This is a genomic window from Providencia sp. PROV122 (assembly GCF_028482365.1).
Taxonomy (GTDB): domain Bacteria; phylum Pseudomonadota; class Gammaproteobacteria; order Enterobacterales; family Enterobacteriaceae; genus Providencia; species Providencia stuartii.
The window spans coordinates 53195-68798 of the sequence record NZ_JAMPQI010000004.1 but is presented as its reverse complement, the minus strand read 5'-3'; the positions used below and the strand labels follow the sequence as shown (position 1 = coordinate 68798).

At 40.9% G+C, this 15604-nt stretch carries 16 protein-coding genes; 9 read left to right on the top strand and 7 right to left on the bottom strand.

Annotation, left to right across the window (positions count from 1 at the left end; all coding sequences use genetic code 11):
- Positions 1 to 286: 286 nt before the first annotated feature.
- The 3 genes from PSE69_RS03530 to pabB form a co-directional block, all read right to left on the bottom strand.
- On the bottom strand, positions 287 to 1651 hold the full coding sequence (locus PSE69_RS03530; protein ID WP_014656089.1) for an L-serine ammonia-lyase: 1365 nt from the start codon (positions 1649 to 1651) through the stop codon (positions 287 to 289).
- Between the two features lie 173 nt (positions 1652 to 1824).
- Positions 1825 to 2385: a CoA pyrophosphatase gene (locus PSE69_RS03525; RefSeq protein ID WP_004920428.1), complete on the bottom strand. Its 561-nt coding sequence runs from the start codon at positions 2383 to 2385 to the stop codon at positions 1825 to 1827.
- Positions 2369 to 3745: an aminodeoxychorismate synthase component 1 gene (gene pabB, locus PSE69_RS03520; protein ID WP_014656088.1), complete on the bottom strand. Its 1377-nt coding sequence runs from the start codon at positions 3743 to 3745 to the stop codon at positions 2369 to 2371. Before pabB ends, PSE69_RS03525 begins: the two co-directional genes overlap by 17 nt.
- 155 nt (positions 3746 to 3900) lie before the next feature.
- Here pabB and PSE69_RS03515 point away from each other — a divergent pair, with 155 nt between their 5' ends.
- Together PSE69_RS03515 and yebF are read left to right on the top strand one after the other, a co-directional pair.
- Entirely contained in the window at positions 3901 to 4086 is a 186-nt protein-coding gene (locus PSE69_RS03515; RefSeq protein ID WP_004920422.1) for a YoaH family protein, read from the top strand.
- A gap of 177 nt (positions 4087 to 4263) precedes the next feature.
- A complete protein-coding gene (gene yebF, locus PSE69_RS03510; protein ID WP_272675016.1) occupies positions 4264 to 4629 on the top strand; it encodes a protein YebF in 366 nt (121 codons plus the stop codon).
- An 80-nt stretch (positions 4630 to 4709) separates the two neighbouring features.
- Here the strand turns inward: yebF and PSE69_RS03505 are convergent, their stop codons facing one another.
- Positions 4710 to 4940 carry a DNA polymerase III subunit theta gene (locus tag PSE69_RS03505; protein WP_014656087.1) on the bottom strand — a complete coding sequence of 77 codons (231 nt, stop codon included), beginning with the start codon at positions 4938 to 4940 and terminating at the stop codon, positions 4710 to 4712.
- Positions 4941 to 5333: 393 nt separating this feature from the next.
- On the opposite strand from PSE69_RS03505, the gene ftnA reads away from it, so the two are divergent.
- The 4 genes from ftnA (at position 5334) to PSE69_RS03485 (ending at position 7702) form a co-directional block, all read left to right on the top strand.
- Entirely contained in the window at positions 5334 to 5837 is a 504-nt protein-coding gene (gene ftnA, locus PSE69_RS03500; protein WP_004920416.1) for a non-heme ferritin, read from the top strand.
- Between the two features lie 190 nt (positions 5838 to 6027).
- Positions 6028 to 6414: a copper homeostasis periplasmic binding protein CopC gene (gene copC, locus PSE69_RS03495; protein ID WP_004920415.1), complete on the top strand. Its 387-nt coding sequence runs from the start codon at positions 6028 to 6030 to the stop codon at positions 6412 to 6414.
- Between the two features lie 2 nt (positions 6415 to 6416).
- Positions 6417 to 7313: a copper homeostasis membrane protein CopD gene (gene copD / locus PSE69_RS03490; protein ID WP_004920413.1), complete on the top strand. Its 897-nt coding sequence runs from the start codon at positions 6417 to 6419 to the stop codon at positions 7311 to 7313.
- Between the two features lie 41 nt (positions 7314 to 7354).
- Complete coding sequence (locus tag PSE69_RS03485) at positions 7355 to 7702, top strand: DUF2511 domain-containing protein (protein WP_004920411.1); 348 nt, start codon at positions 7355 to 7357, stop codon at positions 7700 to 7702.
- A 372-nt stretch (positions 7703 to 8074) separates the two neighbouring features.
- On the opposite strand, the gene PSE69_RS03480 is transcribed toward PSE69_RS03485, so the two are convergent.
- From PSE69_RS03480 to yebS, 3 genes are all read right to left on the bottom strand, one after another.
- A complete protein-coding gene (locus PSE69_RS03480) occupies positions 8075 to 8308 on the bottom strand; it encodes a DUF1480 family protein (protein WP_004920410.1) in 234 nt (77 codons plus the stop codon).
- A 147-nt stretch (positions 8309 to 8455) separates the two neighbouring features.
- Entirely contained in the window at positions 8456 to 10795 is a 2340-nt protein-coding gene (locus tag PSE69_RS03475) for an MlaD family protein (protein ID WP_272675013.1), read from the bottom strand.
- Complete coding sequence (yebS, locus tag PSE69_RS03470) at positions 10770 to 11996, bottom strand: membrane integrity lipid transport subunit YebS (protein ID WP_014656085.1); 1227 nt, start codon at positions 11994 to 11996, stop codon at positions 10770 to 10772. Before yebS ends, PSE69_RS03475 begins: the two co-directional genes overlap by 26 nt.
- 136 nt (positions 11997 to 12132) lie before the next feature.
- Between yebS and PSE69_RS03465 the strand changes: the two genes are divergently transcribed.
- The 3 genes from PSE69_RS03465 (at position 12133) to prc (ending at position 15481) form a co-directional block, all read left to right on the top strand.
- Positions 12133 to 12615 (top strand): GAF domain-containing protein, encoded by a 483-nt coding sequence (locus PSE69_RS03465; RefSeq protein WP_004920404.1) that lies wholly within the window; start codon positions 12133 to 12135, stop codon positions 12613 to 12615.
- A gap of 111 nt (positions 12616 to 12726) precedes the next feature.
- Complete coding sequence (proQ, locus tag PSE69_RS03460) at positions 12727 to 13419, top strand: RNA chaperone ProQ (RefSeq protein WP_004920399.1); 693 nt, start codon at positions 12727 to 12729, stop codon at positions 13417 to 13419.
- Between the two features lie 19 nt (positions 13420 to 13438).
- Positions 13439 to 15481 carry a carboxy terminal-processing peptidase gene (gene prc, locus PSE69_RS03455; RefSeq protein ID WP_004920397.1) on the top strand — a complete coding sequence of 681 codons (2043 nt, stop codon included), beginning with the start codon at positions 13439 to 13441 and terminating at the stop codon, positions 15479 to 15481.
- The last annotated feature ends 123 nt before the right edge of the window (positions 15482 to 15604 follow it).

Below are 15604 nucleotides of genomic sequence, written 5' to 3'. Positions count from 1 at the left end.
AATGTTGAGCAAAAAATAGACGAAAAATGACACGTTTCAGCAGTAGGAAGTTCTGAAAAACGTTTGTTTTGTAAACAAGGGATTTAAGTAACGATTTAATTAAGTTTTTGTTACAAATTAAAAATAGAAAAGCCAAGTAGGCGAAAAATGACGTATTAAAGATCACCCTAAACAATTAAGTCAGATAATAATCAACAATACTTGATAAAAAATGCCGCGTGTTTAATCAAAGTAAAATACGCGGCATCGGTGAAGTGATTCAATTAATGACTAGTGAATAAAGACCCTAGTCACATTGGACTTTTATTGCTAAACCTCCGCGAGAAGTTTCGCGGTATTTGGCATTCATGTCTTTGCCCGTCTCGTACATCGTTTCAATCACTTTATCGAGAGAAACACGTGGCTCACTCGTACGGCGGAGTGCCATACGTGTTGCGTTGACGGCTTTGACGGATGCAATCGCATTACGCTCAATACAAGGTACTTGAACTTGTCCTGCAACAGGGTCACAGGTTAAACCAAGGTTGTGCTCCATACCGATTTCAGCGGCAACACAAACTTGTTCAGGGCTTCCACCAAACAATTCAGCAAGACCTGCCGCTGCCATTGAGCAAGCAACACCAACTTCGCCTTGGCAACCCACTTCCGCACCAGAGATAGACGCATTCATTTTATAAAGAATACCAATAGCCCCCGATGCAAGGAAATAACGTGTGTATAATTCCGGCGTAACAGGCTCAATGCAGTGGTCGTAATAAGCCAAAACCGCAGGAACGATACCACAGGCACCGTTGGTTGGGGCAGTAACAACGCGACCACCTGCCGCATTTTCTTCGTTAACCGCTAATGCAAACATATTAATGAGATCAACGACATTCATCGGGTCATTGGACAGTTTGCTTGATGATGTGACAAGACGGTTCAATGCTGGCGCACGACGAGGTACGCGCAGTGGCCCCGGTAGAACTCCCTCGGTATTTAACCCGCGTTCAATACAAGCCTGCATGGTTTTCCACACATCGGCAAAATAGGCATCGATCTCTTCTTTCGTGTGAAGGTCAAGCTCATTCTTCATCATCAAGCTAGAGATGGATAACCCCGTTTTTTTGCAGTGAAGCAAAAGTTCTTCTGCTGAGTTAAATGGGTAGGAAACGGGTTTACTATCCAGAACAGATTGACCAAAATGTTCCTCATCAACAATAAAACCGCCACCAATTGAGTAGTAAGTTTTGGTATAAATTTCTTCTTCGCCTGCAAAGGCATGGATAGTCATACCATTTTCATGTAAAGGCAGATTATCTAGGCGGAAGTTCATTCCACCTTCCCGTGGGAAATCTACCGTGTGAGTGCCGTTAGCTAAGGGTAGCTTTTCAGTCTTTTCAACGTTTTCAATAAAGCCAGGAATAGATTCGATATCAACAGTAGCAGGTAAATTGCCAGCAAGGCCCATAATGATTGCAATATCAGTATGGTGGCCTTTTCCAGTGAGTGAAAGAGAGCCATAAACGTCGACCGCAATGCGTGTGACGCTTGGTAATAATTGTTTGCTTACCAAATCATCGACAAATTCTTTTCCCGCCTTCATTGGGCCGACGGTATGAGAGCTTGAAGGACCTATGCCCACTTTAAACATGTCGAATACGCTTATCACGCAGGACTCCTTAAAAAAAGTAGATATTTAGTGATTTATTTTAAAGGGCGCTACTTTACTGTTATTTAGTAGTGTTAACCAGTAAGTTTAAATTATTTTTTAAAATAAGGTAGTAACAAAAGGCCAATTGCTACAGAATAGCACAAAATGTATTCAATTACGGCACAAAATGACTACTTGAGTTGCAGAGCTAGCTGATGAAGGATGGCAGCAGTGAGACCCCAAACGAGATGTCCGTTATGCCAATAGAAGAAAATACGGTTACTTTGACCAGCACGTTTGATATCAACATATTTATGTTGATTCAGTGATAGCGCATCAAATAGCGGAACCTCGAATACAGAGGCCACTTCACTAGGATTAGGGCGATAATTAATGCCTTCGGGGAGCAGGCCGACGATTGGGGTGACTTCGTAGCCGCCAATACTTTGTTGTGGCGAGAGTTGCCCAAGTACTTGAACTTTCTCTGGGGGAATAGCCACTTCTTCATAGGCTTCTCGCAGCGCGGTAGTCACTAGAGAGCCATCTTCAGGGTCACGTGCCCCTCCAGGGAAAGCCACTTGTCCGGCATGTGAACGCAAAAAAGGGGAACGCTGCGTTAATAATAATGTGGGAGTGGTTTTATTGATAATGGGCAGAAGAACGGCAGCAGATTTGCTCGCCGTCCGTTGAGTTCGGCGAGTCACTGGCAGGGTAAACTGAAAGCGGTTTATAAACTCATTCAGTTTGGTCATCGTGCTCTACTTCTCCTAACACGGGTAATATCAGCCGTAACTTATCAAAGGTTTCTTGATACTCTTTATCCGCTTGGCTATCTGCCACAATACCACCGCCAGCCCAGCAAAAAATCCGTTTTTTATCTGTTAACAGTGTACGGATGGTAATGTTGGTATCCATTTTGCCACAAAAACTAATATAGCCTATAGCGCCACAATAGCCATGACGACGATGAGGTTCAAGCTCTTCAATGATTTGCATCGCCCGAATTTTAGGGGCACCAGTAATTGAGCCTCCCGGGAAACTTGCACGCAGAAGATCTGTTGCCGTATAGGGTTTATCAAGTGTTGCAGTAATTGTGCTAACTAAGTGATAAACCGCTGGGAAGGCTTCGACAGCGAATAATTCAGGGACCTTGACTGTTCCTGGTTGTGCAACTCGACCAATATCATTACGGAGTAAATCGACAATCATCAAGTTTTCAGCACGATCTTTAGGGGAATTCGCCAATTTTTCGACTTGCATGGCATCGGCGTGTTCATCCTCTAAACGAGGTAGTGTGCCTTTGATTGGACGTGTTTGTATCTCACCATCTTGTAACTGAATAAAGCGTTCAGGCGAGATGCTGATCACCGCATTATTAGGAAGACGAATGAAAGAAGAGAAAGGGGCGCGATTTGCTCGGGTTAATAATAAAAATGCATCCCATTCATTACCCTTATATTTTGCTTGAAAACGCTGCGCTAGATTTATTTGATAGCAATCACCGCTACGCAAGTATTCATGTATTTGGCCGATTTTCTCGTGATACTGCTCTTGTGACATATTTGAATGCCATGAACTGGTAAGGGCGAACTTGGTTTTACGTGAAGCTTTTTGTTTCTTCAACCAATCAAGGCGTTTATTGGTATCAGAATAACTGAATAAGGTGACCGTTTTTTCTTGATTATCGACAATCAACGCCCATTGATATATCCCAACGGCCATATCTGGAAACGATAAATCCGTAGTCGCTATGTGTGGCATTTTTTCGATACGACGACCTAAATCGTAGCTCCAAATACCGAGAGCACCGCCAGTGAAAGGAAGCGTATCATCACTAGCATGGTCAGGGGCGTAGTGTTCAATAGTTTGTTGAAGGAGGTTAAATGGGTCTGCGTCTGAACTCTCAACCGAATGCGGGTGGGTGATCGTCGTTTTATCGCCAATAGTGGTTAGCGTTGCAATAGGATCAGCCACAACAATATCGTATCTGTTATGCGAATGCTCGGCATTGCCTGAATGGAGCAGCATTGACCAAGGTTGATGGGCTAGTGGCGTAAAATAGTCAATAGCAACATCAGGATAATAGGGGAGTTGTATTTTATTGATAACCATTTGTATATACTAAACGCTAAGTCGATAAAAAAGAACTGATAACCAGATTAGCATATATCTTATCTTAAGAAGCCAAGAGCTGTTAAAATTAAGCTAAAATTTTTTATTTTCTCTCCGAACGATTTAAAACTAACCAGTTAAGAAGGGGTTTTGACATGTTTTCAGGTATGCCAGCGCTTAATCATCAACAACAGCAAGAAGCGGTTGAACGTATCCACCAATTAATGGCTGATGGGATGAGTAGCGGAGAAGCGATTGCGCTCGTTGCACAGGAAATCCGTGAAAGATACAAAGATAAAGAGCAGATCCAAGTACGTTTTGATGAAGAAAATGAACGTTAACAAAACAAACTATTAACATTTATGCTAAAATCTGATACATATTAGTTAAGTCATACCATTCTGGCAGTTTATAATTATTTCTACTATTTTAGTTATATTAGATAAATGTCGTATAAAATTAACTATGGTCACTGATATAATTTGTTACCCAACATTTTTATAGGGATCGGAGGAAGCATGAAGGCTGGTAAGAAAATTGGTTTTGCTTTAGGTGGCTGCGTACTGTTATTTAGTTCGATTGCATTCAGCGCCAACCAAGAAGAAGGTAAAGCGGCTCCGTTTATTAGTTGTGGAAAATTGGCAGAGCCTCAAATTGCTGCACAAGTTAAAAACGATTTTATGAATAATCGCTTGCCACGTTGGGCAGAAGAAAAGGCATTAGTTGGTAAAAAAGCCGTCGCATGGGTTAATAATCAAGATGTGACGAAAACAGAGACGGGTTACCAAGTGCCATTAACAGTCAGAGGCTCTAAGCAAGATCTGCAATATAATGTGACTGTTGATTGTGAAAAATCCACTATTACATATCACTCTGTAAAATAATCCATCTCGATTTGTAGCGATGTCCTAAAAAGGAGAAGTGATGCTTCTCCTTTTTAGTTATTCGTGCCTAAAAATCATACTTAGCGATTTTTGGGCTCGTAGGGTAGACGAGAAAAATGTTGTGAAAGCTGGCGGTAGTGGGCTAACCGTTCACGAAAATAGGCTCTAAGGTGCTCAGGTTGCTCCTGCTCGACAGCTTCTGCGATCACGGCAACATTATAGCGCTCTTTAAAGGCAACCCCCGAGGCTTGTAGGTCAACATTGACTTTATCCATTTCGTCTTTGGGTAACAATGCAAGGTTATGACTCATATCCACTCTCAATCACTTCAATGTAGAGGGGGTAGTGTAGCAATTTATCGGAAAAAATCACTAGCTGCCTCGTTACTTATGGCGTAAATATAGGGAAATAATATTTTGAATTGATTGAGGGAAATAATTATTTTCACGTAAGATTATATTTAATAACTCAACTATTGATTATAATGAGAATGTATTATTTTATTAAATAACAATGATAATTTTTTTCATTAAAACACAGGTAAATACCACTAAGGATAATGAGATTGATTATTATTAATTTTACAAAAAGTTATTAATTATCAGTAAATTGTATTTTTTTGTTTTATTATTGTTTTAGGGTTTTAATTATTTTTAGAATGTGCATAATAAAAGCATTAATCTTGATAACTAAGGAAAGAAAATATGTTAACGAATGACATGATCAATAAATTAAATGAGCAGTTAAACCTCGAGTTTTATTCTGCGAATTTATATTTACAGATGAGCGCATGGTGTAGCGATAAAGGTTTTGAAGGTGCTGCGGCATTTTTAAAAGCACATTCTCAAGAAGAAATGGAGCATATGCAGCGTTTATTTGACTATCTTAGCGATACTGGTGCACTGCCAAAATTAGGTCAAATCGCCGCGCCTCCTGTTGATTTTAAATCAATCGGTGATGTATTTACGCTGACTTATCAGCACGAGCAACAAATTACTGCGGAAATTAATAAACTGGCTCATTTAGCCATCACTACCCAAGATTATTCCACATTTAACTTCTTACAGTGGTATGTTGCTGAACAACACGAAGAAGAGAAATTGTTCAAATCAATCTTAGACAAATTGGATATGGTCGGTGAAAGTGGCAAAGCGCTATTCCTATTGGATAAAGATTTAAAAAATATGTCTACATCCGCCCACGTTTAATATAAAACATCAATAGGTTCATGATTTGTAGTGATTAATTTCAATGCTCATGAGCCTTTTTCTTTTCATTTTGTGTTGATAATCACATCTTCAACAGCCAAATTCATTTTTTGGCAGCGAAAGCTTGTTTCTTTCGTATAATGATTGCTAAATAATCCAAATTCACCTGCAAATTAAGGGGTTACTAATTATGGCAATCTATCAAATCAAATCATCTTGGCGTAAATTGAGTGCTGTTGCAGTCCTATTTTTAGGTATGTCATTTCAACAGGCATTCGCTCATGCGCACTTAAAAGATCAACTACCAGCAGAAGGTGCGGCGGTTGAAAAGGCTCCTGAATCAATCACCCTTAATTTCTCTGAAGGTATTGAGATTAATTTTGCAAAAGTGAAAGTGACGGGGCCTAATGACAGCGTCGTGAAAACAGGCAAGCCTGCGTTAGATTCAAACAATGACACCAAGGTTATCATTCCAATTGAAAGCAAATTAGAAGCAGGAAAGTATGATGTAAATTGGAGTGTGGTATCCGTTGATGGTCATAAAACGAAAGGCGAATATAGCTTTACTGTGAAATAATCATGTCTTTAGAGGCATTTTATACAGTTATACGCTTTTCCCATTTTATTGCTGCGATGTTGATGTGTGGAATGTCAATATTCGCAGCGATATTAAGTGTGGGTGCTTTTAGTCAAATCCTTCGTCGCTATCTTAATCGAGCGATTATCTTTAGTGCAGTAGTCACCGTGGTTACAGCCTTTGGCTGGATGGCTGCCCAAGCTGGGCTGATGGGGGATGGCTGGGAAGAAGCACTAGACTTTGATATTTGGTCAAGTGTATTTGGCACAACGTTTGGGCTGGTTTGGCGTTGGGAATTGGTGTTTGCTGTCATCACATTAGGTGTGATTTTTATCCGTTCACAAAATATCCGGCTTTATCTGTTATTACTACTTTCTATTGTGCTCCTCGGTTTACATGCCTTGATTGGCCATGCCGCGATGTATGGTGGTGTCATTGGGGCGTTAAACCGTTTAAATCAATTTCTTCATCTTATAAGTTCAGCCTATTGGTTTGGCGGATTATGGCCGTTTTTGATTTGCATTCAGTTCTTGCGAGATAAAAAAGAATTAGCGCCAGGCTTAGATAAGCAAATTTTTGCTAGTTTGATCCGTTTTTCTCGTGTAGGGCACGTTGCTGTCGTTATTGTTGTGGTGACAGGCATAATCAGCTCGATGACATTACTGCCAAATTGGCCGTTTAATTATACCGGTTCAGAATACCAATCGTGGCTTTGGTTAAAAATCAGCTTAGTTGCACTAATGGTCATTTTAGCCTTAGTGAACCGCTATATACTGGTCCCGAATATTAAAAGAAAAGGGCGGTTACAGTATTTGATTATTAATAGTTGGATTGAGCTACTGTTAGGTACTACGGCAATTTTAGCCGTTGCTATTTTTGCGACCTATCAACCTGTATAATCACCTGATAGTGAACTTGATGTTTTAACAAGGTAAGTTGTATGAAACTGAAATTAGCGCTGTGTTCTGTATTACTGGCAAGTACTAGCTTTACGGTGGCTGCGGCACCCATTGAGACAGTAAGTAAAAAGCAGTTTGGTGATGATTGGCCATTTACCCGAGAAGAAGTGATGCTGGAATGTAGAAGTAATGGTGCACTGATTGTCATCAACCCTGCCACACTCATGCAGTACCCACTCAATGATGTGGCACAGGCTCAAATGGAGAAAAAAGAGATCAAAGCACAGCCGATCGATATTTTATTAAAGCCAATTGAGACGGAAAAAAGCGCGGAAGAGCGCGTAGAACCACTCAAATTAGCGGCGAAGAAGCTGTGTAACAACTCGTAACCTCATCTTTATTAAAGAAGAACAATGCCATAGGTTATAGGCGATTATGCTTATAACTTGTGGCATTTTTTATTATCAACAAAAAGTTGAAAGGTTGTACTTATCATCGATATAGGGTGTACCTATCAATCAAATAGCTCGATATTGGAATATTAAGAAATAAATTGTGTTAATAACATGTAAAATAATTGATAATTAGTATGGTAAGAGTGCGTTTAGCAAGCTAGTATTAAATTGTACTTTGTTACGTCTCAATGGCAATTTTTAGCGCACGGCTCTGCCAGAGCCATTTCCCAAGGCCCGGTAATCGGAATCTACCAGGCCTCTTTTTTTGCCTGTTGTTTGTAGCCCACCAAATAGTGATTTCATCAATTAAGCCACTCTCATCACCCAATGATGATTATCTTTGTCATAACGATGACGGTATAACAGAACGGGTTTCTCATTGATGAGTGCAGGAATACTGGTATTTTCATCCCAACCATCTAATTGCATACAAAACTCAGTATCAGAGTCACAAGGTATACTGAGGGTATCACTTTTGTGATCTGACATGATGGCGTCATTGATTTCATAGGAAGATATTTTCAAATTAACTATGCGCATAATGTTACCTCTCGATTAATGTGTAGCTGTGGCGTTACGACTCAACAAAATTAAGCATAGTACAAATGGAATCGATTTCCAAAATGTTTTTTAAGGGCGAGTTAAAAGAAAGGTGCAATATTGTTAAAATATGCACCTTTCTAGTGATTACTGTTTAGGGATAGATGTTCCCCATTCTAACCAGTCTTTAGGAGGTTCTAATTTTAGAATGAAATGCTGATCTGGCTTCGCTTTCGGCGCGAGAGGCACCGTTGGTGGGGTCGCCAAGGAGATACCTCCCCGAACAAACTGCTTGAAGGTGCCACTCTTGATCATGCCGCCTGTGAGGCCAAAGGAGAGGTTATAACCTGAAGAGATCCAAAATTGGGTATTGTCGCGGATCAGGTATTGGAACTCTTTACCAATTCGAGTCGCAACATATACGCGGTCGGAAAGCTCTCCCAAATATAAACCAGTAACTGTACCAATTTCCATTCCCCTAAAGAGAAGAGGGGTTCCAACCTGAATAGAGCCAACTTCGGTGGCATCTAATATAATTGTTAAGCCATCTAAGTAACGCGAGTCTGTAATATTGGCCGTTTGTAGTTCAAATTGGTAACGATTTCTATTTCCTCGTCCTGGCTCGGCACTGATATAAGGTTGGATCAAGGTATCGAGGTTATTGACGCCAGAAGGAGAAAGCTCTGGTGTGACAATAGCAAAGCGACTGCCACTCTTCGTGAAAGCTTGCACATACTCTGGATAAAGGATCGCGCGTGCATTCACTTCGCGGTTATTTGGCGATAATTTCAATGAATCGATTTGTCCAATATCGATACCTAAATAGCGAATCGGCATCCCTTCTGACAATTTAGACGCATCAAAAGTGGTTAAAGTTACGACACTCCCAATGGCTTTTGCCGCAGTTTCGTTTGGATAGAGGGTATGTTGCCTTGCACTATCAAGTTTGGCCGTTGGAATATTATCAAAACTAATGGCACCTCTAATTGCTCGTGTAAGAGGAGCGGCCTGAACGGTTAACCCACTGCTATTGAGTTTGACTTTAGCGCCGCCTTCTGCCCAAAAGACGCTTTTATCTGTTAGTAGATGACGGTATTGACTAGAAATATGAATATTAACCGCGAAACCGTCTTTGGTTGGGTTAATTGAGACTATTTCACCGACAGTAAATTGGCGGTAAAGTACTACTGAACCTGCCTGAATATCAGGAAGGGTGTTAGTGTTTAATGTAATTGTGGTGGTGGGTGATGAACCTGTTATACCCGCCTTAGCATTATCATCACTTCGATATAATGGGAACGTTTCAGGCAATGGCTCTTTACCTTTTCCAACCAATAAATGAACTCCACCATCTAACCACTCTTGCGGCGTTGCACCTTGAAACTGGATCCCCGTTAAGCCAAGTTGGACATCAACGCGGCTATTGGCAACAAACTTGGTATCGTTACGGATAAGATGGCGGTACTCATCCAAAATCGCGACTTGGAAGGTAACTTTATCATCAAGTAAGTTACGCTGTAACACTCCACCTATTTTTATTCCACGATAAACGATAGGTTGTCCGGCATCGACGCCATAGGTGTCAGGAGACCATAATGAAACCACTAAACTATTTTTATTTTGCTGTTCATCCTGTCCAATATCATGCCTGTTTGGATGCAAAACAAATTGTTGCCCTTCCTGTGCTGGGGCACTATTAGTCGGTGAATCAAATGCAACAGCACCATTGATTACAGCAGAAAGGCTTTCCATTTTGACATTCACACCAGATTTTAAATCAAAACCGCCTTGGAAGCCTGAAACATTCCAAAATTGACTGTTTTCTCTCACTAATCGGGTATACCGTTTTTCTATTATGGCGGCGATAGAAACCCCTTGGTCATTAGGCAAAATCGTGTAGTCAGAAATATAACCAACGGGCACTTTGCGATAATAAATCGGTGAGTTTTCATGCAATGAGCCTAAGTCTTTAGCCGTGAGATAGATGAGTAATTGCCCCTCTTCGGTTTGTAGTTGTGGCGGGGAGTCTTGAGCGATAAAGTTGTGTTGCTCTTCACCAGCCCCAGGTTGCATACCGATGTAGTTACCGCCAACAAGTGCATCTAAGCCAGAAACACCGGCTAATGAGGCTTTAGGTGTGACGAGCCAAAATTTGGTGCCAGAGGTGAGTGCGGGCTTCATATCTTTATTGATACTGGCCTTAACAATAATTTTCTTCATATCTTGGCTAACGGTGACAGATTGCACCAATCCAACTTCGACACCTTGGTAGCGGATCGGTGTTCTACCTGAAACTACACCGGGAGCAGAGGAAAATTCAATTGTCACCTCAGTACCTTGTTCCAACCAATGTTGGAAAAGTAACCAACCTGCGATAAACACAGCGACAAGAGGCAATAGCCAAAAGGGTGATATACGTGCTCGTTTACGTAAAATCGCCTCTTGTTCTTGCTCTACAGGTTCATTTTGTTGATTTTGATTTTCCATAAGAATCCCAAATTAAACGACTATCAAGCCACTCGACAGCGAGTATGGTTAAAATTACAGCGATACCGAAAAACAATGCGGCAGGGCCCATAGTAAAAGACATTAGCTGATCACGGTTAATCAGCGTCATCATGAGTGCGATAACAAATAAATCCAGCATTGACCAACGGCCAATCCATGTCACAAATTTTAATAACTTCATCCTCAATACCGGATCCGTCTGACTGCAACGTTGAATGGAGCATAACAGTAAAATCATGATCAGGATCTTAATAAAAGGCACTAAAATACTGGCGATAAAAACAATGATAGCAATGGGCCAATTACCTGATTCAATTAATGAAACGACACCAGAGTAAATGGTGTCTTCCATGCGTTGCCCGTTAAGATAGACAACGGAAATTGGCATTAAGTTAGCAGGAAAAAGCAAGATCATCGCTGCAATCAGTGCGGCCCATGTTTTTTGTAGGCTATATGGCTCGCGGTAGTGTAAGGGGCGATGGCAGCGTTGGCAGACTCCTCGTGAATTTGCAGGCCCGGTATAGTGGCAAGCTTGGCATGTTAAAGCATGAGGGTCATTAGCTTGCTCTTTTTTAGGGTAGAAGAGCTGCCAAAGTTGTTCGACATTTAGGTGGATTAATATTAACAGACTAATTACTGTCATGGTAATAAAAGCGATTAAACCATTTCCCAAAAATACGCTGGCGTAATCTTGCATTTTGATTGCAGCAATCCCCAATCCAATAAGATAGACATCCAACATAACCCATTCTTTTAAACGACTTAGTATCAGTAGGACGGGGCGTAGATTTAGGCGAACACGCCTTCCTATATAGAGATAAACGATAGAAATAGGCAAAAGCAGAGGTGCGCCGATGGCACAGAAGGCGATAATGCTCGCAGTGAATGGGTCACCTTGAGAATTGATGAGCCTAATACCTTCGATCACGTTGGCATAGATTTGTGTTCCCAATAAATGGATTGATATCAATGGCTGCCAAAATGCGATAGGTGCCAACATTAATAATGTAATAGAAAGAATAAATAAGCGGTTTAGTGACCAAGAACGGCCATCGTCAAGCTGACTGTGGCAACGCGGGCATATCACAACCTGTTGAGTATCATGTGAAGGAATAGATAATTTAAGATTGCAATAGCAGCAGTGTTGCGAAATTATGTCACTATGATTAATGTGATTCATTGTTTTACTCATGGAGTTGTTAGCCGCGCGTGTAATCTAGTGTAAAAAAATTTACGGCTTAGTGACAACTTGCTAACCTACAGGGTGCACAAATTGTTTACTCTATTGCATCATTTAATTATTACAAGAAAATTTTATGGATAAAAACAAGTATTATCACGAACTTTCAGATAGTTTGTCTGCACTATTGGCAGGAGAATATGATTTAATTGCAAGTTTGGCGAATACAAGCGCGTTGTTGTATGAGCGCCTAGAAGGTATTAACTGGGTGGGTTTTTACTTAAGAAGTGGACAAGAGTTAGTGCTTGGTCCTTTTCAAGGAAAGATAGCCTGTGTCAGAATACCGTTTGGCAAAGGTGTCTGCGGTACGGCATATAGCCAAAATAAAATTCAGCGTGTTGATGATGTGCATGCTTTCTCTGGTCATATAGCCTGTGATTCGGCAAGTAATGCCGAAATCGTGCTTCCATTGGAAGTTAATGGTCAGGTTTTAGGCGTGCTGGATATTGATAGTCCAAATTTCAATCACTTTGATCAAAATGATGAAATTGGTTTAAAACATCTTGTAAGCCAGTTGTGTCAACATCTGGCAATGTGTTCGATGCCAAATTATCATTAAATATTGGTATGTTAACTTAATAGGAACGTGGCAATTGTCTGCAACGCTATTATAATGTCGGCTTGTTCATGCCCGTGCTGGTTGGCAAAATCGTTGTTATCAGGAAATTTCATGGAAAATCAACCTAAGTTGAATAGTAGTAAAGAAGTTATCGCGTTTTTGGCTGAGCGTTTTCCACGCTGTTTTATCGCTGAAGGCGAAGCACGTCCGTTAAAAGTCGGAATTTTTCAAGATATCGTAGGGCGTTTGACCGAAGAAGATGGTATTAGCAAAACGCAATTGCGTTCGGCATTGCGTATGTATACCTCTAGCTGGCGTTATCTCTACGGTGTTAAAGAAGGCGCTAAGCGCGTTGACTTAGATGGTAATGATTGTGGTGAATTAGAGGCGGAGCATATTACGCATGCTCGTCAACAATTGACTGAGGCAAAAGCTCGAGTTCAAGCGCAACGTGCAGAGCAAAAAGCGCAGAAACGACCAGCAGCCAAAAAATCAGGTGATAAAAACACCCGCAATCCGGCAGCAGCAAAAGACAAAGCGCCGCGCCATCGCCAGTCAGAAAATAAAGAACGCCCACAAAACTCTTCGACTAAACCTCAGCGCCGTAGTGGTGCAGCATCTCCAGAGCAAAAATTGAAATCAGTGACTGATATTAACGCACTTCAGGTCGGCCAGACTCTGAAAGTGAAAGTTGGTACAAGTCTGATGGATGCGTCTGTGCTGGAAATTGCTAAAGATGGTGTCAGAGTTCAGTTGCCAACAGGAATGGCAATGATTGTGCGCGCGGAACATTTAAAGTTCTGATACGGAGGTCAATCAGGGCATGAACAAACTTTTAAAGATTGCATTAGTCGTTAGTGTTGCCACTTTTGGTAGTGCAATTGCGAATCCTCAAGCAGTGACACAGTTCACTGCTGCTCAGTTACCTGTATTAAAACAGGATACTCAGCATGGCACAGTAAGTGAAAGGGTAACATCTAGGTTTACCCGCTCTCATTATCGCCAATTTGATTTGGATAAAGCGTTTTCCGGTAAAATTTTTGATCGTTATCTGAATATGTTGGATTACGGTCATAACGTTTTGCTTCAGTCAGATGTTGATGAGTATGCAAAAGATAAAGCTAAAGTCGGTGAATGGCTGGAAAATGGAAAACTAGATACGTTCTATGACCTGTACAACCTTTCTCAGAAAAGACGCTTTGAACGCTTCCAATATGCATTAGCTCGTCTTGAGCAACCAATGAATTTTGATGCGAATGACTTTATTGAAGTCGATCGTAGTAAAATGCCTTGGCCAAAGGATAAGCAAGAATTAGATAAGCTTTGGGATCAAAAGGTCAGGTATGATTGGCTGAACCTGAAGCTATCAGGCAAAGATGATAAAGAGATTAAGGAAAAACTCACTAAGCGTTATAACTTTGCTTTAAGACGTTTGACGCAAGGGCAAAGTGAAGATGTTTTCCAATTAATCATGAATGCTTTTGCTCGTGAAATCGACCCTCATACCAGCTACCTTTCTCCGCGCAATACTGAACAGTTTAATTCTGAAATGAGTTTGTCGTTAGAAGGGATTGGTGCAGTCTTGCAGCAAGACGATGAAAATACAGTGATTAATTCATTGGTTGCGGGTGGACCGGCAGCAAAAAGTAAAGAATTAAAAGTAGGCGATAAAATTATCGGTGTAGGCCAAACTGGTAAGCCTATGGTTGATGTGGTTGGTTGGCGACTCGATGATGTGGTCGCACTGATCAAAGGGCCTAAAGGAAGTAAGGTCCGTTTGGAAGTGGTATCTGACACAAAAGGGGCTAAGCCCCATGTGGTCACTATCGTTCGTGAACAAATTCGTTTAGAAGATCGTGCCGTTAAACTGAACATTAAAAAAGTCGGGAATGAAAAAGTCGCCGTACTAGATATTCCGGGTTTCTATGTTGGTTTAACCAATGACGTTAAAACGCAACTACAGAAAATCGCGAAAGATAACGTTTCTGCCCTAGTTATTGACCTGCGAGGTAATGGCGGTGGTGCATTGACAGAGGCCGTTTCATTATCTGGTTTGTTTATTCCTAAAGGGCCAATTGTGCAAGTCCGTGATAATAATGGGCAAGTGCGTCAGGATGCAGATGATGACGATGTCATTTACTACAAAGGGCCGTTAGTTGTTCTTGTTGACCGCTTTAGTGCTTCCGCCTCTGAAATTTTTGCGGCGGCAATGCAAGATTATGGTCGGGCGCTGATTGTCGGCGAACCAACTTTTGGTAAAGGGACTGTTCAACAACATAGAAGTTTGAGTCGTGTTTATGACCAAATGCTGAAGCCTGATTGGCCTGCATTAGGCTCAGTGCAATACACCATTCAAAAATTCTACCGTGTTAATGGTGGCAGTACTCAGCGTAAAGGGGTAACACCGGATATTGTTATGCCTACAGGGCAAGATCCTGCTGAAACGGGGGAAAGCTTTGAAGATAACGCATTGCCATGGGATAGTATTCCGCCTGCCAATTATAGTAAGGTCGGGGATGTGACTTCCGATTTATCAGACTTAAAAACTAAACACTTAGCACGTATTAGCCAAGATACAGAGTTTAAGTATATCGATGAGGACATTGCACATTATAAAGCGAATAAAGAGAGTAAAAATCTTATTTCGTTAAATTATGCACAACGTCTGAAGGAAGATAATGAAATTGAAGCAACGAAACTAAAACGTATCAATGAGCGTAATGCAAAAGAAGGTAAGCCTCTATTGAAGTCAATTGATGATTTACCTAAGGATTACGAAGGGCCTGACCCGTATTTGGACGAAACAGTTAAAATTGCTATTGATCTTGCTAATCCTGATACCCATTTATTGCCAAATAAAAAATAATTTGGTTAAACAGTAAATTAAATTAGGGCCAGCAATCGCTGGCCTTTTTCATAGCCTGTGTAAAGTTATGTTAATTTTTGGTTTTTTCGTGTTAAAACACTTGAAAAAGTATGAAAAAACCTT